General features: G+C 42.3%; 20 protein-coding genes. 6 read left to right on the forward strand and 14 right to left on the reverse strand.

Features of this window, described 5'->3' with window-relative positions; all coding sequences use genetic code 11:
• Positions 1 to 102: 102 nt before the first annotated feature.
• From AAC000_RS13510 to AAC000_RS13550, 9 genes are all read right to left on the reverse strand, one after another.
• Positions 103 to 1,239, reverse strand: a complete 1,137-nt coding sequence (locus AAC000_RS13510) for an ankyrin repeat domain-containing protein (protein WP_339723317.1) — start codon at positions 1,237 to 1,239, stop codon at positions 103 to 105.
• A 7-nt stretch (positions 1,240 to 1,246) separates the two neighbouring features.
• On the reverse strand, positions 1,247 to 2,602 hold the full coding sequence (locus AAC000_RS13515; RefSeq protein ID WP_339723318.1) for a DUF1552 domain-containing protein: 1,356 nt from the start codon (positions 2,600 to 2,602) through the stop codon (positions 1,247 to 1,249).
• Positions 2,571 to 5,102, reverse strand: coding sequence for a DUF1592 domain-containing protein (locus AAC000_RS13520; protein WP_339723319.1), 2,532 nt, complete (start codon positions 5,100 to 5,102; stop codon positions 2,571 to 2,573). Before AAC000_RS13520 ends, AAC000_RS13515 begins: the two co-directional genes overlap by 32 nt.
• A 339-nt stretch (positions 5,103 to 5,441) precedes the next feature.
• Positions 5,442 to 5,753 carry a TraR/DksA C4-type zinc finger protein gene (locus tag AAC000_RS13525; RefSeq protein WP_339723320.1) on the reverse strand — a complete coding sequence of 104 codons (312 nt, stop codon included), beginning with the start codon at positions 5,751 to 5,753 and terminating at the stop codon, positions 5,442 to 5,444.
• Between the two features lie 412 nt (positions 5,754 to 6,165).
• Positions 6,166 to 7,629 carry a carbon starvation CstA family protein gene (locus AAC000_RS13530; RefSeq protein WP_339723321.1) on the reverse strand — a complete coding sequence of 488 codons (1,464 nt, stop codon included), beginning with the start codon at positions 7,627 to 7,629 and terminating at the stop codon, positions 6,166 to 6,168.
• Positions 7,630 to 8,001: 372 nt separating this feature from the next.
• Positions 8,002 to 8,289 carry a hypothetical protein gene (locus tag AAC000_RS13535; protein WP_339723322.1) on the reverse strand — a complete coding sequence of 96 codons (288 nt, stop codon included), beginning with the start codon at positions 8,287 to 8,289 and terminating at the stop codon, positions 8,002 to 8,004.
• The gene (locus AAC000_RS13540) at positions 8,286 to 9,902 is read right to left on the reverse strand and encodes a PepSY-associated TM helix domain-containing protein (protein ID WP_339723323.1); all 1,617 of its coding nucleotides are present in this window, start codon (positions 9,900 to 9,902) and stop codon (positions 8,286 to 8,288) included. The genes AAC000_RS13535 and AAC000_RS13540 overlap by 4 nt, the downstream gene beginning before the upstream one ends.
• Before the next feature lie 5 nt (positions 9,903 to 9,907).
• Complete coding sequence (locus tag AAC000_RS13545; protein WP_339723324.1) at positions 9,908 to 10,192, reverse strand: hypothetical protein; 285 nt, start codon at positions 10,190 to 10,192, stop codon at positions 9,908 to 9,910.
• Positions 10,193 to 10,291: 99 nt separating this feature from the next.
• Positions 10,292 to 12,427 carry a TonB-dependent siderophore receptor gene (locus AAC000_RS13550; protein ID WP_339723325.1) on the reverse strand — a complete coding sequence of 712 codons (2,136 nt, stop codon included), beginning with the start codon at positions 12,425 to 12,427 and terminating at the stop codon, positions 10,292 to 10,294.
• 346 nt (positions 12,428 to 12,773) lie between these two features.
• Between AAC000_RS13550 and AAC000_RS13555 the strand changes: the two genes are divergently transcribed.
• Complete coding sequence (locus AAC000_RS13555) at positions 12,774 to 13,787, forward strand: hypothetical protein (protein WP_339723326.1); 1,014 nt, start codon at positions 12,774 to 12,776, stop codon at positions 13,785 to 13,787.
• 149 nt (positions 13,788 to 13,936) lie between these two features.
• Here the strand turns inward: AAC000_RS13555 and AAC000_RS13560 are convergent, their stop codons facing one another.
• Positions 13,937 to 14,071 (reverse strand): hypothetical protein, encoded by a 135-nt coding sequence (locus AAC000_RS13560; RefSeq protein ID WP_339723327.1) that lies wholly within the window; start codon positions 14,069 to 14,071, stop codon positions 13,937 to 13,939.
• 219 nt (positions 14,072 to 14,290) lie between these two features.
• Here AAC000_RS13560 and AAC000_RS13565 point away from each other — a divergent pair, with 219 nt between their 5' ends.
• Complete coding sequence (locus AAC000_RS13565) at positions 14,291 to 15,184, forward strand: ThuA domain-containing protein (protein WP_339723328.1); 894 nt, start codon at positions 14,291 to 14,293, stop codon at positions 15,182 to 15,184.
• Between the two features lie 75 nt (positions 15,185 to 15,259).
• Here the strand turns inward: AAC000_RS13565 and AAC000_RS13570 are convergent, their stop codons facing one another.
• From AAC000_RS13570 to AAC000_RS13585, 4 genes are all read right to left on the reverse strand, one after another.
• A complete protein-coding gene (locus AAC000_RS13570; RefSeq protein WP_339723329.1) occupies positions 15,260 to 15,691 on the reverse strand; it encodes a globin domain-containing protein in 432 nt (143 codons plus the stop codon).
• A 166-nt stretch (positions 15,692 to 15,857) separates the two neighbouring features.
• A complete protein-coding gene (locus AAC000_RS13575; RefSeq protein WP_339723330.1) occupies positions 15,858 to 16,286 on the reverse strand; it encodes an FKBP-type peptidyl-prolyl cis-trans isomerase in 429 nt (142 codons plus the stop codon).
• A gap of 202 nt (positions 16,287 to 16,488) precedes the next feature.
• Entirely contained in the window at positions 16,489 to 17,340 is an 852-nt protein-coding gene (locus tag AAC000_RS13580; protein WP_339723331.1) for a M90 family metallopeptidase, read from the reverse strand.
• A gap of 80 nt (positions 17,341 to 17,420) precedes the next feature.
• Entirely contained in the window at positions 17,421 to 17,831 is a 411-nt protein-coding gene (locus AAC000_RS13585; RefSeq protein ID WP_339723332.1) for a BLUF domain-containing protein, read from the reverse strand.
• A 351-nt stretch (positions 17,832 to 18,182) separates the two neighbouring features.
• Here AAC000_RS13585 and AAC000_RS13590 point away from each other — a divergent pair, with 351 nt between their 5' ends.
• From AAC000_RS13590 to AAC000_RS13605, 4 genes are all read left to right on the forward strand, one after another.
• A complete protein-coding gene (locus AAC000_RS13590; protein WP_339723333.1) occupies positions 18,183 to 19,136 on the forward strand; it encodes a peptidoglycan-binding domain-containing protein in 954 nt (317 codons plus the stop codon).
• 135 nt (positions 19,137 to 19,271) lie between these two features.
• Positions 19,272 to 19,769 carry an immunity 22 family protein gene (locus AAC000_RS13595; protein ID WP_339723334.1) on the forward strand — a complete coding sequence of 166 codons (498 nt, stop codon included), beginning with the start codon at positions 19,272 to 19,274 and terminating at the stop codon, positions 19,767 to 19,769.
• Between the two features lie 192 nt (positions 19,770 to 19,961).
• On the forward strand, positions 19,962 to 20,306 hold the full coding sequence (locus AAC000_RS13600) for a hypothetical protein (protein WP_339723335.1): 345 nt from the start codon (positions 19,962 to 19,964) through the stop codon (positions 20,304 to 20,306).
• 63 nt (positions 20,307 to 20,369) lie between these two features.
• Positions 20,370 to 20,957 carry a CBS domain-containing protein gene (locus AAC000_RS13605; RefSeq protein ID WP_339723336.1) on the forward strand — a complete coding sequence of 196 codons (588 nt, stop codon included), beginning with the start codon at positions 20,370 to 20,372 and terminating at the stop codon, positions 20,955 to 20,957.
• Positions 20,958 to 21,059: the final 102 nt, after the last annotated feature.

The raw sequence follows: 21,059 nt of genomic DNA on the forward strand, positions 1-21,059 counted from the left end.
GATTCCGGCCTAAAAGCACGCCGGAATGACGGTATTTTAGGCTGTGTGTATTTCTATCTACTATTCACTGCTTCACTCTGCTCAACGCTGCTTTTATCTGCTTCACTCAGCTCCATTCTGCACTTCACTGCTCAACATCGATACAATCTCTTTGAATTCCTTTTTCTCTGCCAATTCAATAGGGGTGAATTGGGGCGGGTAGTAGTTTTCGGATTTGAAGTTTGCCTCGTAACGCCATTTTAGTTTTGAGGGTTCACTCTGCGTTGTGCTATTTGCGCCTAATGCTAATAAATTCGCGACTAACTCGGGTTGATTGGCTTTTACTGCGGCATGCAGCAGTTGGTAGCCATCGCGATCAAATGATTTCAGTACTTTTTGGGTTGCCTCAGGGCTCATAAGTGCATTCATTTCACTGGCAAACCAGGTTAAGAATGCATAATTTTTGGTATACACACCCAGCTGGGCCGCTGTAGTGCCATCTCTAGTTGTGGCAAACAAATCGGCTCCATTAGCTATCGCCGCTTTGACCACTTCTAGGTTGTGACTTTTTATGGCAAAAAACAACGGGCTGTAACCTTGTTGGCTTTGCTGATTAATGTTGGCACCTTTACTCACTAGGTAATTGAGATTTTCTGCTTTACCAAAATTGGCCGCCCACATTAAAGCCGTTTGGCCATCACTATTTTGGGCGTTGATATTAGCACCTAGGCTGACCATTCTAGTCAGATCCTCTGTGGTCGCCGAGCCAGCACATAATTGAAAAGCACTAGTGCCGTCTTCTATTGTGCTATTTGCATCTGCTCCCTTATCTAACAAGGCATTGATAATCTCGGTGTTACCGTATCGGCAAGCCTGAATGATAGGGGTAAAACGATTGCTGTTGGCAAGCTGTACCTTCGCGCCTTTTTTAAGCAGTAGCTCAACTAATTGGGGCTCTTGTGTTTCTACCGCCCACGCTAAAAGACTGGAGTGGTCGGGAAGTGGCTGATTGATATCGGCTTTAGCCGTTAACTTATCTACCATTGCTAGGTCTAAATTTAAAATGGCTTGTTTGGTTTCTAGTAGTAACTGCTGGTGTTCTTGGTCTGTTAATTTTGGCTCAGTGGAACTGAGTTGAGACTCAGTGTTGCAGGCAACTATGGTGGTCATAACAAAGCTAAAAAGACACATTTTGATAATGCCTTTTAGCTTGGACGTTTCGTGCTTATTTGCTTTGAGTAATCTGTTTGTTCTCATCATTAAAACCTTAACCTAGCAAGCCAGCAAGTGGTGCCGAGCTGTCGCCAAAGCTTTCTGCAGGTACGCCCATTTGTTGTAAAACCGAAAGCAGCAGGTTGCACATTGGAGTATGTTTTTCAGCGGCGATATGTCTATTACCTTGTAACCCACCTCCCGCAAGAATGATGGGCAGGTTCATGTGATCATGATCGTTAGATTCACCAATACAGGCGCCGCGGATCACAAAGGTATTGTCGAGTAAATTGGACTCTCCGTCGGGAATGTTAGCCATTTTTTCTAAGTAGTCAGCAAACAATTGCATGTGGTAGGTATTGATCTTAACCAACTTGTCTATTTTGTCGGGAATATTGGCATGATGGCTCAACTCATGGTGTCCGTCAGAAACGCCAATATTGGTGTAGGCGTGATTACTGAGCTCTCGTCCGAGCATAAAGGTACTGACTCGGGTCATATCGGTTTGTAAGGCTAACATTTGCAGATCTAGCATAATTTTAACGTGTTCTTCATAGTCGCTAGGAATGTTGGCCGGCACAGAAAAACCCTCTAAATTCATTTCGATTGTGGTTTCGCGGGCTTTTACAATGCGCCGCTCTACATCACGAATGGATTCAAGATACTGGGCCATTTTATGGCGATCGTTCACCCCTAATTTTTGATTGACCCTTTTGGCTTCTTGATTGATAAAGTCGAGAATACTGGCTTTATGAGTCAGGCGCATTTGACGGGTGGTTTCGTCGATTTTATTGCCGTCTCCAAATAGGTGTTCAAACACGTCACCTGGCGCCACCATGGCTGGCAAAGCTTGTGTTGGGCTTTTCCAAGAAATGGTATTGGTGTAGGTGCAGCTGTAGTTAATGTCACAACTGCCTAGCAAACTGGGGGGCTCGATGCCTAGTTCTAAAGACGCGAGTTGGGTGTCTTTAGCAAAATAGTTGGCGGCGACCTGATCAACGGATATGCCACAATATATGTCAGCGCCTTCAGTGGCTTTGGCATGTACACCAGTTAAAAATGCAGGACAACTTCGACCATGACCAGCTGGCGGCGCACCAAAGGCGCTAGCCTGATAATGCGCCAGACCTGAGATCACCGAAAATTTGTCTCGTACTTTTTCTAGTGGTTTTAATATGGGCGTCATGTCGTAGTTTTTACCGACTATTTTTGGGGTATAGGATTGTATTCTGACGCCATTAGGCGAATAAAATACTGTCATGCGCTTGGGGCGTTTTTCTATGGTTTTAGCCATGGCTGCGGGCACCAAAGATTCCATCATGGGCAGCGCAACGGCCGCTCCTAAGCCTTTTAGAAAAAAGCGGCGTGAAGGGCCGGTATTAACGTGTTTGAGCGATCTGTTGATTTTCATTGCTAGCCTCTGGAGCTTTTTTAAAGTTAAATGGAGTGCTGCTAACAACAGCTTCAATAATACTGTGGATACGATAACCTTCGGGACTTGCTTGTCTGGCGATAGTTCTTATAGTGGGCTGATCCGAGGGCTCTAAACCTCTGCCAAGGGCGTAGGTGAGTAGGCGATCAATAAAGGCTTGAGCGAAACGTTCTCTGCGGTCCCACAAAACGGTATTTAGGCCGTTTAATCCTTCAAAGTGGGTGCCATCTGGCATTTGTGCCGTTACATCAATTTTTTGCCCAGCGTACATAGTGCGCTGTGCGCCTACGGCATCGTATTTTTCTAATGCCAAACCAAGTGGATCCATACGTACATGACACGCGGCACAGACTGGGTCGGCTCTATGTCTAGCTAATTGTTCTCTGGCTGACAAGGCTAGTCCATCGTGCTCAGCTATCAATGAAGGCACATCTGGCGGCGGTGGAGGAGGGCTGGCTGCAAGCAGGTTATCTAATATCCATTTACCTCTTTTAACGGGAGAGGTGTGATTTGGGTTAGATGTTAAGGTTAAAATGCTGGCTTGGCCTAATAAGCCGCCACGATTAGTGTGTTTGTCTAAGGTTACTTTTCGAAACCCACTGCCTTTTACGCCCTCAATACCATAGTGATTGGCTAGCTGTTCATTGAGATAGCTATAGTCAGCATTAAGAAAATCAAAAATGCCCAAATCGTCTTTTAAAATACGGGTGAAAAACAATTCAGTTTCGCGCTTAATTGCATGCCGCAGTGGGATAGTAAATTGCGGAAACGCAAATACGTCTGGAAAATGGTGGGGAAGGTTACGTAAATACAACCATTGGCCAGCAAAATTATCGGTTAGGGCTTGGGCTTTTTGTGACTCAAGCATGCGTTTAATTTGTTGTCGCAGAATGTTGGGCTCTCGTAACTTTCCTTGTTTGGCTAAATCAGTTAATTCTTGGTCGGGTAAGCTGCTCCATAAAAATAATGCCAGTCGTGCTGCAAACTCATAGTCATTAATTTTGTAAACACTGCCCGCAGCGGCTGTGATAGGCGTGGTTTCTTGAATATATAAAAAGCTTGGCGCCACAAGTAATGCTTGTATGGTGGTGGCAATACTGGCTCTAAAATTTAAGTCTGCTCTCGCTTGCTTAAAGATATGCAGCAGCGGCTGAATATCAGCGTCACCCGTTGGGCGGCGGTACGCTTCGGCAGACAGCTTGGCAATAATCTTGGTGGCACACTCAAGTTCAGCCTTGGTGCTCTGTTTTGTCGAGTCAGCCGAGTCAGGTAAACAAACAAAAATTTTGGCAAAGCTTGGGGTTTCGGTAGTGTCAGTCTGGATTGCGTCACTTGCGCCATTTTTAAGCTGTGGTGGCTTGTTTGTATCCAAAGGGCCGATCACTTCGATTTCTAGCACATCTCGTAAAAAAGCCGCTTGAGAAAACCGCGATGACATATGATACGAGGGCACTTTTTTAGTATAAACGCGGCTGCCATTAAGGATAAAGTCTAGGTCTAACTCGGTAGGCTCGCTTTCAGGCAACACTACATAATCGGTACCTTCGCGAACAGTTGGCACATATTCACTCAGTGCTAAACTTTTGCGAAAGCTCAGGCCAATATTGTGGCTGCCCGCGGGTAAGGTAAGGGTATAACTGTGGCGGTGGATTTCTAGGCGATCTACTTCGTTATTGGTGTTGGCATTAATAAACCCAGCCACTTCATATAGGCCGGTTTTTGGCGCATAAAAATCAAAGCTGCCACCGCCTCGAGAGTCCAAAGGTAAGTCATCAGCCATTCGAAGATCAAAAGCAGGCACACCGCTATTTTGTAAAGGACCATCTTTAGGTACAAGATAGCTTTTTTTACTGGCGGAACTCCCAGCTACCCCTGTGGCAAGTTTGCTGAGTTTTCCGGCTACCGATAGGTATCGTTCTAGTAGAGTAGTTGACACCCCTAAAACATCGGCATTGTTATCAAAGCCATAACCAGAATCATCACCAGGTAAGGAATCGGTTACATCCACGTCTAGAGCGAGTAAATCTCTCACAGAATTAGCGTACTCACTGCGATTTAAGCGTCGAATGGTGGCGCGTCCAGGGTTGGGATTCTGAACGCTGTAACTATCTAAAGAAGTCTCAAGCCAATGAAGTAATGACGCTTTTTGCTCTGGGGTTAGTTGTTTTTTCTTTTCTGGTGGCATGTCTCCCATTGACACGGCTTTGAGCATGGCTTCCCATATTTTTTGATTTTTGCCATGGGAGATATCGCTGGCGTCTACGTCTTCTACCGACCAATTGCCATCAAAAATATAATCATTGTGGCAGCCTTCGCAACGTTCATAAATTAACTCGTATGCTTGCTCTGGCGTAAAGCCTTCGCCCACTGTTTCCTCAAAAGATTGAGGGTTAATCCCCAATAGGAGTAACCAAAACAAGATAAAAACAACAACAGGTGAACGCTGGGCAAACCAATTTGGTGAAGTAGTAAGGATCATTTGCACTCTCTTTGAGCAATTGCTGCTTTAAAAACAAGAATAACGAGTAAGTGCAGCCACTGAGCAGCTTTTGTGCCAAAACTTGTCCAGATGGTCAGGAGGTTGTGTCGATGCAATTAGCTAGATAATTGACGACTTATTTTGTCTATATTGTTTTGTTAAGTTGGGGGATGAGAAATTGCAGAGACACCCATTGTAACAAACCAGTTAAAAACCAATCTTAAGGGCGTCAGGGTTACTTTATATGAAAGCTATGAACACAAAGTTGAATATTGAGGTTAATCTAACACTGCCCATTATTCCGGTTGGACTTGACCAGAACAACTAGAGGCAGGTTACTCAAGCCGCGCAGTTTTTACAGTATGCAGTAAATGGGATCGCATCCAAACGTTCAGTACTGATGGTACCATGGCATTTTTCACAGGTGCCGTAGACGTCCCGTTCTATTTTTAGTAACGCATGGTTTATTTGTTCTAATTCTTGCTGTGCTTCATTTTTTAAATTTAAAAGTACTTCATCATTTTGATGATCAACAACCTGTTCAGAGAATTTTGCGGTGCTTAGGCGGCTATGCAAATCTTTATCAATTTTGACGATGCGATTGTTGAACTCTTTTTGCAAAGCAAGTAGTTGCTCTTTGTTATTATTCATAGGATCTCTCCAAGGTAAATTGACTCAAACAACATTCATTCTAAGTGATTAGTTTTACTTAGCATTGATTTGCATCAAGTTAGCTTAGTGCAGAATTATCGAATAACTGAGTTGGTTTGTACTGGGATTGCACACTGGTTAGCGAGATAGAAAAGAATGAACGATCAACTTTACAGCCACATTCATTCTTTCCAATATTTCAAGTACCCGCAGTGTGCGGCTGTGTTATGTATTTCTTCAGGTTTAATAGGTCAATTACAGTAAATTTGATTTAACCAAAGTCAACATGCTACCGCCATAGTGCGGGTTATTGACCCTATGGATATTCTTTATACCAAAGACCTCGACTCAATATACCTAATGCAGTGATAATTTTAATGGGTGCTCTAATCACTTGTACTGACATTAAAACCTAAGCCTTTGCGGGCTTATTTTTGTTATGCACAAACACCAACAATCCCAAACCTAAGATAGCTACAACTGCTCCTATAGGACGCCCTAAATCGGCAGGTAAATTAAAGCCAATAGCCGCAGTGAGAATGTAAGATACCGTGACAGCTGTTGTCAGCACCGCAGGAATACTGGCAACCCAATGAAAGGTGCCACGGTCAAATAAATACTTAGTGGCAAGCCACAATACACTGGTAGATAACAGCATGTTAGAAAACGCGAAGTAACGCCAAATAACTGTAAAATCAAGCTTGGTCATAAAATACGCTATGGTCAAAATAGGCACCGCAAGTAACAAGCGGTTGCGAATGCTTTGGGGAATACTAAATGCGTCCACAAGAGTCAAACGCAGTGAGCGAAATGCTGTATCCCCCGATGTTATTGGGAATACCGCCACAGCAACAATCGCCATAATACCGCCAAACACGCCCAAGTAACTGTTTGCAATATGATTAACCACCAAACCTGGACCACCGGTGTCTAACATGGCTTTAAGGCCTGCGTAGCCCTCTGGAAAAGCAGCAATACCGGCTAATGCCCAAACACAAGCCACCACACCTTCACAAACCATAGCACCGTAATAAACCGGGCGAACGTGTTTTTCGTTGGTCAAACAGCGGGCAATAATAGGGGCCTGGGTGGAATGAAAACCACTAATAGCACCGCAGGTAATAGTAATAAACAATAATGGCCAAGTGGGTAATCCATCTGGATTAGGTGTTAAAAAATCGTGGCCATGGTCGGCTTCAAAATAGGCAAAAAAGTCACCTGCTATAGGTAAGTGCGGCGCATCAATCAAAAGTGCGACGGCGATCATTGAAGTCATCACTATCATTAACAAGCCAAATATAGGGTAAAACCTAGTGATGATTTTATCGATAGGTAACAAGGTCGCTAAAAAGTAGTAACCCAAGATCACCAACACCCAAAACGTATTGTTTGCCAAAAAGGTATCTTGAAATGCATCTAGATTACTTAATAAACCTGCTGGACTCATGATAAAAACTACGCCAACAAAAAACAGCAACATAGCGGTAAAGAGCAGCATCACGCCTTTAAATACAATGTTGTAGTAATGCCCTGCTATTTCAGGCAAACTTTTACCGTCTTCTTTAATGCTCATCACACCTGAAAAATAATCGTGAACAGCACCGCCTAATACATTACCCAATACAATCCAAACCAATGCTACTGGCCCGTAAAGCGCGCCGAGTATCGGGCCAAAAATGGGTCCTACACCGGCAATATTTAAAAATTGAATTAAAAAAGCACGAACAGGATGAATAGGCACATAGTCTACGCCCTCACTAAAACGGCTTTGTGGAGTAGCAATAGAAGGGTCGATCCCAGCTTGTTTTTCAACAAATGGACTATAAAACTTATAACCAAGGATCAAGATGGTGATACAGATAAAAAAGATGAGCATTACTAGGTATTTCTCTTGTTATAGGACTGGTGATAAGCGCAAAAGTTACACTCGTCCTTTCATTTACGGCTTAGATTAAGGATTTTAAAGTAAGTCAAAATCAGCAGGTAATAATAACAAAGTTGAACTCAACAAAATATCAATTAAAACGACTCCCGAAATTTACTAACAAAAGAATTTGAACCACAGAGGACACAGAGAGCACAGAGGTAAAGCAAAGAAAGTTTATGTTTAAGAAGTAGGGTTTAATCGTTAATGATGTGGCTTAACAATCATTTTGTATTTCTCTGTGCAGCGAAGCGCTCGGCGCCCGACGCTCTGTGAACTCTGTGGTGAATTGCTTTTTAATTGGGTGTTTATGTGGTTTGGTATTTAAATCACTGATGTGGGTAATTCAGATATTGCCCAACCGATTACGGTCACGGCGCCTGCGTACATTAAAATACCTGCATAATTTGCCATAACCACAAGTGGAATAAATGGCAGTAACAAACTCCATGCGAGCAGTTTTCTGGCAAAAGGGGATAACACAAATTTTTTGTTAGTTGTGTTGTCTGTTTTATTAGAAAGCTGCTTGCGCCTAGGATCGGTATGGGCCAATAGAAAAACGATGACTAAACTGAAAACAATAAAAGGTAGCGTCATAATAAGGTGGTTCATTTGGCTGTCCCTTGAGTAGAAAACGCTGTGGTGTTTTGTTTAGACTTTTGTTCATCAAATTGCATTGATTTATACAAGGCGAAAAAGCACCAAACTGAACAGAATAATAACGTTATTTCAATAAACATCACAGCCAGCATATTATGTTGTAAGGCTTGTAACCAACCCGTTCCAGAGGTGGTAAATCGAAGCAAGGGTAAAATTAGGCAAAACAGTCCATTACCCGCTAATAATAGCTTTTTTAGTTGCTGAATATTTTTAATGGATAAACTTAAAACACTGATGCAAGCCGCTGCAATCACAAAGGATAATTGGGTCCAAGCACTTTGATTGGTTGCCATAGAGCCGCTAATGAAAAAGCCCACTGCACTTGCTAAAGAGCAAAGTGGAAGTCCTAAAAATCCCCATACACACATGCGACTAAACCATTGCCAACTGCTTTCGTTTTTTTCATTTCTGTGAGCATAAAGTTGCAGACCGGTAATGGTGACATAACAGGCTGCGACCCCTAAACTTATCCAAATAATTTTTGACCATAAACCTGCAAATGTGCCGAAGTGAATCGGGTAAATCAGCGACAAAATACTGCTTCCCAACGAAGGCTCGGTGCCCACTATGGGCTTATATTCAACAAAATCACCGTTAGTCCCATCGTAAACTAATTGTTCGTATCCAACCTTGCCTTCATTCGGCATAAAAAAGGCGAGTACACTGGCCGATTCGGTGCCTATATGTGAAATGGATAAAAAGGAGGGGACGGCTGATTGTCGTTGCACTGCATCTTTGAGCATAAAATTCAGATTGGCTGACTCCATTGGCGCTTCGCTTTTATGCTGTTGCTCACCTACCATGGCGTACATTAACGCTTCTTGATCGCCACCAAATGCCACTACCCCCATTGCTGGTATCCCGAATGCAGTTGAAAAGCTAAAGAAGCTGCCGGTAAAGGCCAACAAAATAGCAAAAGGAATACTCCAAGTGCCCGCCACTGTATGAGAATCACGTTTTAAAGATTGACCATCACGCTGCTTACGAATAGAAAACATATCGGTAAATAGATGACGGTGCATCATAAACCCCGACACCGAAGCAATTAGCATGGCTAGCCCTAAGATACCCGTAAGGATCAGTCCCCACGGAGAAGGGATGTGTAATTCGGTATGAATAGATACCAAAAAACGACTGAGAGCATAAGTATCATCTTGCGCATATAAATCGCTGCCAAAGCCGGTTTTTTCAGTGACAACTACCCCTTGTGAATTCAAGGCATATTGCACGCCAAACTCGTCCATGTCGCCCGAAGGATTTTGTTTGTGGGTATGAAAAAAGTACACTAATTGTTGGCGGTCATTTTCAAAAACAGAAATTTCATCTAAGTATGCTTTGGGTGTTTGCGCTGACAATCGTTTAACTGTTTTGTCCACGTCACTGCTAAGCATTAAGTGTTGAGGATAATTACTGTTTGACCATTCGCCTATTTCTTCGGCCACCACTGCCACTGTGCCGGTGAATATCACAGCGTAAAGTAACATACCCAAAACTATGCCAGACCAAGAATGTAGGCTAAGTAATGCTTTAGCTCTCGAACGAAGGGATGGGGTGTTTTCATGCATAAGGCTTAACCTAAAAATTTAAATGTAAGAATGGCACAATTCACAACCAATAAGGCCACAAGTAACCACTGTGCTTGACGCATATTTGTGGTTAGGTAAGTGTAAAAAAATATAACCGCCCAAATTAAAGGGAACATAAACAGGGGCATCATAATGTTATTTACCTTGCCTACACCAGGTGGAAACCAAACTGCCATCGCGAGCATAACAACAAGTGATACCAGCAAGGTTGCAGGCCCACTTAGCCAAAAACGCCTGTTTTTAAGAAATAATAGCGATGTTCTACTCATTGATTGTTTCCGGTCTTGGTAATCTTGCCTAGGTAAGGCTTTAAAATAACAGCGTATGAGAGACTCATTGACACCATAAGTCTCTCTATAAGCTGACGTTTAAAAATCCCAGCGCAAGGTTAGGTTATAGTCAGTAGGCGAACCATAAAACGCTTGGTCAGTTCGCACCGAGCTCAGGTATTTTTCACCAGTAATATTCTCTAAGTTTAAGCTGAGGGACAGGTTGTTGTTGAAACTGTACTGAATATATCCACCTATTAGTCCGTAGCTGTCTTGGGTGATATCGCCATAACCGCTTGTGTAATACATATCACTTTGCCACTGTACAGACATACCAGCGTTCAGATTTTCGTTCCATTTAGGAGAGTAATCAGCCAATACCTTTAAGGTTTGGCGCGGAATAAAAGTACGGGCCTCGTCGCCATTTTCATCATCCATGGTTAAAGCGGTAAAACCACCTTGTATGGACCATTCTTCTGATACCTTGCCAGATACTTCTAATTCAAAACCGTTGGAATCAACAGTGACACCACGATAAATGGAATAATCAAAATCATCGCTATAATCATCGTCATCAACGCCGTCGCCATCACCATATTCGATAAATTCATAGAGGTTTTCTTGTTCGGTTCTAAAGACGGCAAAACTAATCAATAAATTATTATCGAAGCGTTTTTTGACGCCCATTTCATAACCACGGCCTTCCGCTGAGCCTAATGGTTGCAAATCTTCGTTAAGGTAATATTGAGGTTGATAAATGTCGCTATAGCTGCCGTAAATATTCAGGCCTTGTGCCGCTTCCCAAGTAAAACCTATATATGGGCTAACGCCATTTTCTGAGGTTGAGGTGGATGCGCCCCATGATTCACCTTCGTTGTCATAATCAACAAAACTTGCACCTAATACTAAGTCTAAGTTGTTCGTCACGGCGAGTTGCGTCGAACCATAAAAGCGATTCAAGGTGACGTCTGTGTAACCTGCTTGATAGGGCTCTGCCCAACTAGGTCTTGCCACCTCGGTTCCTGTCCAGCCTGGTAATGCAGGCATTTCATCAAATCCACTCAAGGCACCAGAATCGAAATCTAGGGTTTCTGAGTCAGCTAGACTTACACCTAGATTAAAGGAGTGTTCTGATCCCCATGCTTGAAATGTACCCTGTAAGCTATTGTCCCAAATGAGTATTTTGTCGTCGGCATAAAATTTACCTGGGTAACCTAACATGCCCAAACCTGTATCTTGCTCAAGCCCAGTATTTGAATAACTATAAAATAGCTCCGAATCGTCTTCGTAATCGGTATGGGTAAGCTTACTGGTAAAGTTGAGGTTATCATTGATGTACCAACTTAATTCCGCAAAAGCAGTTTGATTAAGGGTATCCCAATAAGTCCAATCCATAGCGGTAGAGCTAGAATCAGCAAAATCCGTTTGGGTGCCATTTGAATAAATCAAAGGCACAGCACCCCAAGTTACGCCATCACTATTATTTTTTTGATAGGTGTACCCAAAAGAGACGGTAACATCATCATTTAACTGCCCATCAACTACTCCGTAAAATACTGTGCGGTTGTTTTCGTATAGATCTAGCCAGCTATCTTTATCTTGGTGCACAACCACTGCGCGGGCAGCCCAACTACCGGATTCAGTTAAAGGGGTAGACACATCCACCACTGCGCGTTTGTTTGACCAGCGGCCTAAACTTACTTCTACGCTTGCTTGAGGATCGTTGCTTGGGCGCTTTCTGACGAAGTTGACAGTGCCAGATGGGTTACCTAAACCAGTGATAAGCCCGTTAGAACCGCGAATAAACTCAATTTTTTCATAAATAGCAGTATCGAGATCCCCTACAAAAATATCGCCAAAAGGCACACCTGAACCATCTACATGCATACTGGTGATATCAAAACCTCGGGCATTGTAATAAGTACGATCAGTTTCGGTTTGGTCAATATTGATGCCGGTGATCTTTTTAAACAGGCTATTAACGTCACTGAGGTTGTAATTATCAATGGTATCGCTTTCGATAATTGATAATGATTGTGGGGTATCGAAGCTATCAAGCCCTAATCCAGTCGCGCCTGAACTAATGCGTTGCACACGGCTTTCAACGATACGAATAACTTCAATGTCATCTTCGTTAGTGGTATTTCCGTCTTCGTTGGCTAACTCTGCTGCTTGTGCATGAAAGCTCATAGCCAAGATCAAGGGCGACAATGCAAAAGTACGACTTTTATTCATGGATATCTCTGTCAGTAAGGTGTGTTTAATTAATAACTCTGGGGCATTATAAATATTAGAAACAATATTGCAAATGATAACTATTATCAATTGTATTTTGTTTTGGTGCTTGTTGTATCCGGAAACTTGTTGGGGTGTTATGAATTTAAGTGATGCAATACCTCAATATAAATGGGGGTGCATAGTCTTGGTATAGTGGGTTTGCTGTTACAACAATCAAATAAATGAACTTTCTCAGTAGCACTTATCTGTCATACTCGAAGATGAACCAACAGATTTAGCTTTGTTTTTAAATATAAAATCTCATGTTAACCTACTAAAAATAAACATAAAAAGTGTGAACGACATGATTAAATCCCTTTCTTTACTACTGTCAACGATACTTAGCTTTACTGCCTTTGCAGGCGTAGTGCAGGTAGTTGACCCTAACGTGAGTTTCCAAGCGGTTCACCGTATAGGTCAGCATATTGTGGCCAGTGGCACCAATGGTGGTATTTATCAAAGTACTGATAATGGTGAGCATTGGAGCAAAGTGACAGGGCCAGAGAATAGTCTTGATTTACAGTTTAGGGATATTCAATTGTTGAGTAATGGTGGGCTCACTGTAATGAGTGCTGGTGAAGGAAATGCTTCGCGAATATACCGCACTGTCGACGGTACAAATTGGCAGTTACAAATTGCCGGTAAACAGCCTGCTACTTTTTATGATTGCATGCATTTTATTGATGACAAGTTGGGCTGGCTATATGGTGATTCTGATGAGCAGGGGTTGTTCATATTAGCCACTGAAGATGGGGGGAACCATTGGACAAGGCAAAGTTTGGCATTGGAAGCACAAAAGGGGGAGGGCGGTTTTGCTTCTAGCGGAACCTGCTTAAACAAAGGTAGCGACAACAATATTTACATTGGCACAGGTAATGGTGTTGCGCCTCGTGTGTTGCTTAAAAAAGGCCCTAAGTGGCAAAGTCTTGATACCCCGTTTATGGGCGGCGAAGCGGCTGGCGTGTTTAGTGTGCAGCAAAGTGAGCAATGGCTTTTTATTTTTGGCGGAAGCTTAAAAGAGCAACAGAGCTCTGCCAAAGCACAACGTTACCATTTACAAAAAAAACAGTGGTATGCCTTACCTGAAGTGCCGTTGAAAGGAGCAGTATATGGTTCGGATACTATGCTTAAAGATAAAAAAATCACCTTACTTATTGCCAATCCAGAAGGGGTGGGGTTATGGCAAGAAGGCTCAGCCTCATGGACTATGTTGAGTAACCAGAATATTTGGAGCATCGCCTGCGATGACAGTTTAGGCTGTGTAGGAGTGGGTAAAAATGGTGTGGTAGAGCAATTTACTTTTCAAGGCAATCAGTAAAGGAAACGCGATATCAACAGCATCTTCATGAATAAGCCAAACTAACACTACCAAAGCGCAATATTAAATTACCCCGCAGGGGATTGCAGTTATCGATATTCCGCTGTGCAGAGTACATGTGATGCGCCAAATTTGACGTATGAATATGCTTAAAGCAGTGCGGATACAGATTTAGAGACGTTTTCTGCGCCTTGCTGTATTTCCGATATTACCGAGGTAACTTGCATGATTGGGTTGTTATTCAATTCGGCAATTTCTTTTACAAAACCCATATTTTCGGTCACTGTTGCAGTTAATGCTTCATTTAATATTCGTCAAAAAAAAGCGGGTTTTTCGGGGCTTGCATGGGCATTTTTGAGTGTTTCAGTTACGTTATTTTGTAAAATTCGCTGTTTGTTTTACGACTTTTCTTAGGGCCTCAACTATTGTGGTTGATTGATTGCAACCCGTGCGTAAACGGCTTTATACTTATTCTAAATATAATTTAGTAGAGCCATTTTTTGATGAAATTATTATATGTTTTACCCTTTGTTTTTTTGACTGCTTGTTCCTCACAGGTGCCAGCGCCTTTAGTTTCTGACGCCAAACCTGCTGTGACTGTTATAGGTGAGGAGGTTACAACAACGAGTCGCTATTATGCATTTGTCCCCACACCTTCTATTTTGATTTTTTCTGAGACACGAAATTGGCGTCATGAGGAGGGGATTGCTGGTGCCACTTTGGCGATTATGAAGGCTGCAAAAGAAATGGGGCACGGTTATTTTTCAACTGAGCATAGTGGCATTTTTAATGACAAGGACTTAGCGCGCTATGATGTTGTAGTGTTTAACAACATGACTGGTGATTCGTTAACACCAGAGGAAGAAGCTGCCTTTGCTAGATGGCAGTCTAAAGGAAACGGTACTGTTTTAATTCATGGCGCCGGTGATGCGTCACATCAGGACTGGGATTTTTATCACAACCAACTGTTAGGCACAACTTTTGTGAGCCATCCTGCAGATCCACAATTTCAAGAGGCGCGGGTTGAGGTGTTAGCACCGGCGCATCCAGTTATGGAAGGTCTACCAAGTGAGTTTATGGCGGTGGATGAGTGGTACACATTTGAAGGGCCGCCAAGTGATGATTTTATTATTCTAGCGGGCTTGGATGAAAGTACTTATAGCCCAGTCAATAATGTGTACGGCGACGTTTCTGATTTACGCATGGGGCCAACACCTGCGGATCATCCCATCATTTGGGCGAGGTGTTTTGGTGATAGTCAGGCTCGCTCGGTTTTTACGGCCATGGGACATCGCTATGAAACTTATGAGACTGAGGAAGCATTGCTGTTATTGAAAAATATGTTGAATTGGGCTGCTAAGAAAACGGATCCACAATCTAGTGGCTGTAAAAAGTAGCGACGCTTTTTTGCGTTAATTGATCCCTTAGAGTTGAAATATACCCATTTTAGCGAGTACTGAATGGGTATATTTCTAAATGCATGGGTTTTCCTGCATTTCGAGCCCTTCAATCATCACTTCGCTGATGTCTTCGATAAATTGTTGCCACGCATTAATTACGGCGTCGCTGCATTGCCCTTTGAGTTCGTACTGAATAGATAACAACAATGCTGATTTCACCACGGTAAAATGGCTGGCTTTTGCTTGGTAGCTTTTGTGCCTTTTACCTAAGGCCAGTAAGTCTGCCTTTAATTCTTCAAAATGATTGATCTTGTGCACTGCAGTGCTAAATAATTCATTAAAATGTATTTCTAGTAGTTTGCGATCGCTTTTAAACAAGGGCTTGATCAAAGGCGCCATATCAAACAAATTTTTGTAAAAAGATTCGGCTACATTACTTTTACTTTGTGTTAATTGAGAAAAAGAAAGTGTAATGGCGGCTTTATCTGCAATGCTTAGGGGCATTGGTTGATCCTACAAATGAATATATTGCAATCTTAAAGTAAAAATAACCTTTTGGTAAGTTAAATGCTCGTAATTTTATTCAATAATAGTAGTGCTGGACGGTGTGGCTTATCCCGAGCTCAGGTTAATATAGATGGGTTGTTACTTTAGGACAGGCAATTTCGATTTAGGCTATTTCCAAAAGCCTGACATCAAATACCAATAGAGCATTAGGGCCAATTTTATTGCCTACTCCACGTTTTCCCCATGCGAGTTCTGGGGGGACCACAAATTCAAAACGACTTCCTAAAGTCATCAACTGTAAACCTTGCTGTAAACCAGGAATCGCTTCTTTGAGGGTAAAACGATCGGTAAATCCGCTTTTGTAGGTATCGGCAATAACACTGCCATCAAAATTCAAAATGCGTTGATTGACGACCACTTCATTTTGCATAGTAGGTGAAGGGCCTTGCGACTCTTCCACAATACGATACATTAGCCCTGAATCATGTTGGATAACGTCTGTTTTGTTGGCATATTTTGCGACGAAGGCTTCGCTACCCTTACGGTTCTGGCCTTTCGAACCCTTGTTGAGTGCTTTTTGATTTTTTGCCATTTATTCCTCTTTTTAATCTAGGGTATAGTTTAATCTTCCCCATACATTGCAAATGGTTTTATTCGCAATGAATGGGTTGGCGCTATTTATGTTTATCGACAAACAAACCTTTATTTTCGGCAATTTACTAAGGAGTGAGTCCTGGCATTATATCAACAAAAAGGGGCAGAAATAGTCGCTAAACCTTAAATGGATAAGTCATTCACTTTTTCAATTGAGACCATGGTTTAGGGTCGAGCATATAACACTGCTTAAATTGGTCATAGAGTTGTGGATGATGGCGTTCTAGCTGGTGGGGCTTCTCAAAAAAGGTTTCAGTCACCACTGCAAAAAACTCGGCGGGGGAGGTGGCACCATAACTATCAATCACATCATCAACACCTTCAGCCCACTTTTGTTGTTGCACTTTGAACTCGGCATTTAATACTTGTGACCATTGTTGATATTGTTCTGCAGTGGGCAGTAAAGGCAGTCCATCCATAGCGGCGTTTTCTTCGTCTAGTTTATGGGCAAATTCATGCATCACCACGTTGCGTCCATCGCGACTATCTCTGGCGCCTTGTAACACATGATCCCAAGCTAATACTATTGGACCTCGATGCCAAGACTCGCCGGCTCGGGTACTGGTGTCTGTGATATGTAACATGCCATCACTTCGGGTACTACTCGCCACATAGGTACTGGGGTACACCAGTATGCTGCGAAATCCTGGATAATAATTACCTGGCCGATTGAGTATTAATAAGCAAGCTTGCGCGGCAATTAATACTCTGATCCTGTCAGTGATTTCGAGGCCATCACGGCCAACTATGTCTTTCTCATCCAAAAACACCTGAATATGACCGGCTAATATGTTTTGCAATTCGTTTGGCAAACGCAAATACAACGGAAATTCATTCTGCAGAATAGCTAAGTACTCCGGTGGCAAAGGTTGCGTTCTTAATCGTTGACGTTTTAATTCAGTTTGTTTTTTGTTGCGTTTATCTAGGAAGAACCACGCAAATAGCAGCACAAGGGGCAGACTCAATAATAAATAGACTAGATTTTGGCGCATAGACTTTTTGTGGATACTTTAAGGTTGAGTACGAGCTTTACCCAGATATTCTATTGGGCGTGAAGATATCCATGTTTGGATTATTTATGACTTAAACTTGTCAGTAATAATTTTAAACTTTGGCGATGAATATCAGAAAAATTTTGCTTCTCGCTAAAGTTATTCAGTATATACAGCGCGTCTTTGAGCTGAGTTGGGTCTAATTCTTCAGATAATCCCATATCCCAGGCTTCTATTTCTCTGGCTCTGGTTTTTGCAGTTAATAGCACTCGTATATTTTTATGTCTTGGGTCTTCGTAAATGAGATTAAAGATGTACTCAACATTATCTTGAGTACCTTCGAGGATCTGAATGAAGTGCTCTGGAAGTTCGACTAACAAACCAGTAATGCCATATTTGGCATTGTTTTCCCGGGCACTACGCAGAATGTCATTCATATCATTTGGCGTAAAAGTCGATGGTTTATCACTCACGTAGATTAGTTGATACATAGTAGCTATAAAGTTGGGTACTTAAGATAGCTACAAGTTAATTCACTATGACGCTGGGATCCATGGTTTTTATATTTTTTTAAACCTTTTACTGTGGTAACAGCGATAGTTTGCACGGTATCGGCCTATTTAAATAGGCGCTTTCAGTTACTTGTTTCTATACTTAAATTTGACGGATGAAGTTGAGTAGGAAATGTCGATTTCTATAACATTCGTTAAGAGGGTCAAGGATTGACTTTGGATTGAAATTTTCACCAGTTGTTTGAGTGAACTGATTGTAGATTCATGTTTTGTTGAGAAAAGACCCAACTAATTAAAGGGGATTTCCCACAATTTTTAAGGAAGAAAAGTATGTTGCACAGTCAGTTATTTTCACAAAACACTCGCCTCAATCAAGCTGCCACTAATTCTCCCCCAATGCGCCGTGGGGAAAACGATACCGCCGCCGTTGCCTTAGTGCAGCAGGCGCTACGCGACTTAGAAATTTCCACCATGAGGCGCTCAATCCGCCCCAATGGCACCTTTGACGGTGACTTTTCAGGTGAAACATTCGAAGCAGTACGAAAATTTCAAGAAGACAACTCTATGGCCAATAGTCGTGGTTTTGGCGATGGAATAGTTGGCGCTAACACTTTAGAAGCATTGGATGATTTGGCCGCCGCGCGAGGCTTAGTGCCTGTGGTTGCTTCTGCGCCCTCTGTTGTAACACCTAGTGTAGAAACCCCCTCCACATTGCCCGTTGGCATCCCTAGGATTCCCAGCGCAGCCAAGCTTAGGCAGGAATATAACAGGTTTGTCTCTTGCGGCGGTAAACCCTGTCAAAACTCGAATTCAAATGGGCGTATTAGAAATCAATGTGCTATCCGTCTTTCTATTGCTCTAGGTCGTGCCAATATTGGGTTTCATATGCGAGCAGCTGCGGGAGTGCGCTTGATTGTTCATGGTGCAAATAACCGGCATTGTGGAGGACACATTGAGGTACCTCATGATGCCCGAGCACAGCGACTATTTGATCATCTTAGTTCGTTTTGGCGGTTTACCACTTACCGAATTAATAGGCGGCTTTCTGGAGAGGATGTCTACAACACAGTGTTTAGAACACCTGGCATAGTGTTTTTTGACGATCTACGTGGTGGTCGTGCTAGTTCTAGTGCCGGAGGCGACCATATTGATTTCTTCGATGGCAAGAGGATCATGAATGATGAATTAAACTACGCAGCACCAGGCGAGCCAAGAGGACGTAATGCAAATACAACCTTTGTAGCAACTAAAAGTGCTATTCATTTTTTGCGGATCAATCCATAACGACCTTATGGATAGTGATAAATGACGACTTGTTATGCCGGTGCTGAATAAGATTAAGGTGACTCACCAACCTATTCATTCACCGGCCACTATAATAGACTATGTCTATCCCCAGTCACTGGCAGTTCCCCTTTAATGAATCAAGATACACATTCCTCTAATGACAAGTCTTTGCTTTTTAATACTAAGGGTAAGGTGTCCGTATGGGCGTCGCAGTACCCTTACGCCGATATTCCTGATGAGTATTTTGAGGAGACGTTTTTTAAAAAAGGTACTAGGGCCAGAAATACTTGGTCAGACAATTATAAGATCCGTTATTTTTCACCGCAGCATATGGAAACTAATGGAGCCCATACCGGTACTATTGATATACACGAAGCGGCGGGTGGTTGTTCATGCTCTAGTTCATTTATCGTTAATTTGATGAGTAAAGCCAAGAAAAATAATATGCAACAAGTGACTTGGATAATTTTACTTTTTGAGCAGGAATACAGCGTTAAGGCGAGTGGTGTATCGGCGGATGTATACACGACATTTTTAGGGGCCTTTAACTATGATGCCTCTAGTGAAAGCCTGTTGGGTGAAGAGGATGCTGAAAATGAAATGGATGAAGAACCAATAGATCCTCAATAGCGAGCTGCATAGATTATCTACCAAAAACAATGGCATATTCGGCCTTGCGAACATAGATTAATGCAAAGTTTATTGGCTGACGCTCAAAAAAATAGACTGTATTTGCCGTTCCTAACATTATTAGGTTGAATTGACGGAAATTCACGACAGACTTCACTTGTGTTTTTTACTTACCCCCATATTATTTAAGACATGAACGCTACTTTACCAGTCAAATACCCACTCGAAAATTGCACTATTAAGTGTAATCTGGCTTTATTGCTGTTGGTATTTTGGTCGGTATCGTTTGTTAACTTTGCTGAAGCGCGAGATGTTACTTCCCATGATAAGGTCTTGTACCTTGTTGATTTTCAATGTATCGCTGATAGTGCTTTTGAAGATGAAGTAGATGATCACAGTGTCGACTTCACATATGAGAATACCACTGACTTTGGCATTGCCCATAATGCTGTGGTTGTCTCAAGCAAAACACTTCCCTGCCTAAACTTTTCCTATTTAAGGCCTCTTACCCGGGCCCCACCAAAAGTCTTGATTTAAATAACTTTTAACTCTACAGAGTAATTTTGTAGGAAAATCAAACAATATTTTTGGTGAATTAAAATGAATACTTTTAAAATAATTCCTACTGTGGATAGCAGTATTGCTTGCGCAACTGTGTCAGACGAAACTCTTACTCCTTTGGATGTCTATAGCCCAGCTGAGTATGTGGTTAACGACATTAATTGTGTTATTTCGCAAATGCTTTCTCCTGATACCAGCATTGATGAAGCGTTAACAGTGATGAGGCTAAGTAATAGAAAGTCGACATTATACATTGGGATGGATTCGAAATTGTTAGGGGTGATCAGCGGCTTTACCTTGGTTAGCCGAGTGGTGTTAATGGTGGCAAAGCGAAAAGGTGTGGCAAGGGCTGATTTAACAGTGGCAGATGTCATGAGCCTCACTTACAAAATGCCCGCTTTGCGAAAAAGTCAGGTTCACAGAGCTTGTATCGGTGATATCAAACAAACCATGGAGTCACTTGGTGAAGCGCATATTCAAGTGTTGGATGAAAACAACAAAATTTGTGGGCTAATTTCATCAACAGATATCAGCAGGGTGTTGCATGAGCCTGTATACATTAATGCCACCGCACATTCCTTTAAGGACTTCTTTGATGTGATGCACGAACATGAAGAACTCATTTAAAGCGTTAATACACTGAGCTGTGTTTATTTTGGGGGCTGTGAAAGGCCCCTTTTTTAATTAAAATTACCACTAAAATAATGGGTCATTGGTCAACCCCTATTG

Source organism: uncultured Paraglaciecola sp. (assembly GCF_963977085.1).
In the GTDB taxonomy this organism is placed as follows: Bacteria; Pseudomonadota; Gammaproteobacteria; order Enterobacterales; family Alteromonadaceae; genus Paraglaciecola.

Coding starts and splice junctions, on each gene's coding strand:
- AAC000_RS13510 (WP_339723317.1), bottom strand. CDS start 1,239: ATGATGAGAACAAACAGATTACTCAAAGCAAATAAGCACGAAACGTCC.
- AAC000_RS13515 (WP_339723318.1), bottom strand. CDS start 2,602: ATGAAAATCAACAGATCGCTCAAACACGTTAATACCGGCCCTTCACGC.
- AAC000_RS13520 (WP_339723319.1), bottom strand. CDS start 5,102: ATGATCCTTACTACTTCACCAAATTGGTTTGCCCAGCGTTCACCTGTT.
- AAC000_RS13525 (WP_339723320.1), bottom strand. CDS start 5,753: ATGAATAATAACAAAGAGCAACTACTTGCTTTGCAAAAAGAGTTCAAC.
- AAC000_RS13530 (WP_339723321.1), bottom strand. CDS start 7,629: ATGCTCATCTTTTTTATCTGTATCACCATCTTGATCCTTGGTTATAAG.
- AAC000_RS13535 (WP_339723322.1), bottom strand. CDS start 8,289: ATGAACCACCTTATTATGACGCTACCTTTTATTGTTTTCAGTTTAGTC.
- AAC000_RS13540 (WP_339723323.1), bottom strand. CDS start 9,902: ATGCATGAAAACACCCCATCCCTTCGTTCGAGAGCTAAAGCATTACTT.
- AAC000_RS13545 (WP_339723324.1), bottom strand. CDS start 10,192: ATGAGTAGAACATCGCTATTATTTCTTAAAAACAGGCGTTTTTGGCTA.
- AAC000_RS13550 (WP_339723325.1), bottom strand. CDS start 12,427: ATGAATAAAAGTCGTACTTTTGCATTGTCGCCCTTGATCTTGGCTATG.
- AAC000_RS13555 (WP_339723326.1), top strand. CDS start 12,774: ATGATTAAATCCCTTTCTTTACTACTGTCAACGATACTTAGCTTTACT.
- AAC000_RS13565 (WP_339723328.1), top strand. CDS start 14,291: ATGAAATTATTATATGTTTTACCCTTTGTTTTTTTGACTGCTTGTTCC.
- AAC000_RS13570 (WP_339723329.1), bottom strand. CDS start 15,691: ATGCCCCTAAGCATTGCAGATAAAGCCGCCATTACACTTTCTTTTTCT.
- AAC000_RS13575 (WP_339723330.1), bottom strand. CDS start 16,286: ATGGCAAAAAATCAAAAAGCACTCAACAAGGGTTCGAAAGGCCAGAAC.
- AAC000_RS13580 (WP_339723331.1), bottom strand. CDS start 17,340: ATGCGCCAAAATCTAGTCTATTTATTATTGAGTCTGCCCCTTGTGCTG.
- AAC000_RS13585 (WP_339723332.1), bottom strand. CDS start 17,831: ATGTATCAACTAATCTACGTGAGTGATAAACCATCGACTTTTACGCCA.
- AAC000_RS13590 (WP_339723333.1), top strand. CDS start 18,183: ATGTTGCACAGTCAGTTATTTTCACAAAACACTCGCCTCAATCAAGCT.
- AAC000_RS13595 (WP_339723334.1), top strand. CDS start 19,272: ATGAATCAAGATACACATTCCTCTAATGACAAGTCTTTGCTTTTTAAT.
- AAC000_RS13600 (WP_339723335.1), top strand. CDS start 19,962: ATGAACGCTACTTTACCAGTCAAATACCCACTCGAAAATTGCACTATT.
- AAC000_RS13605 (WP_339723336.1), top strand. CDS start 20,370: ATGAATACTTTTAAAATAATTCCTACTGTGGATAGCAGTATTGCTTGC.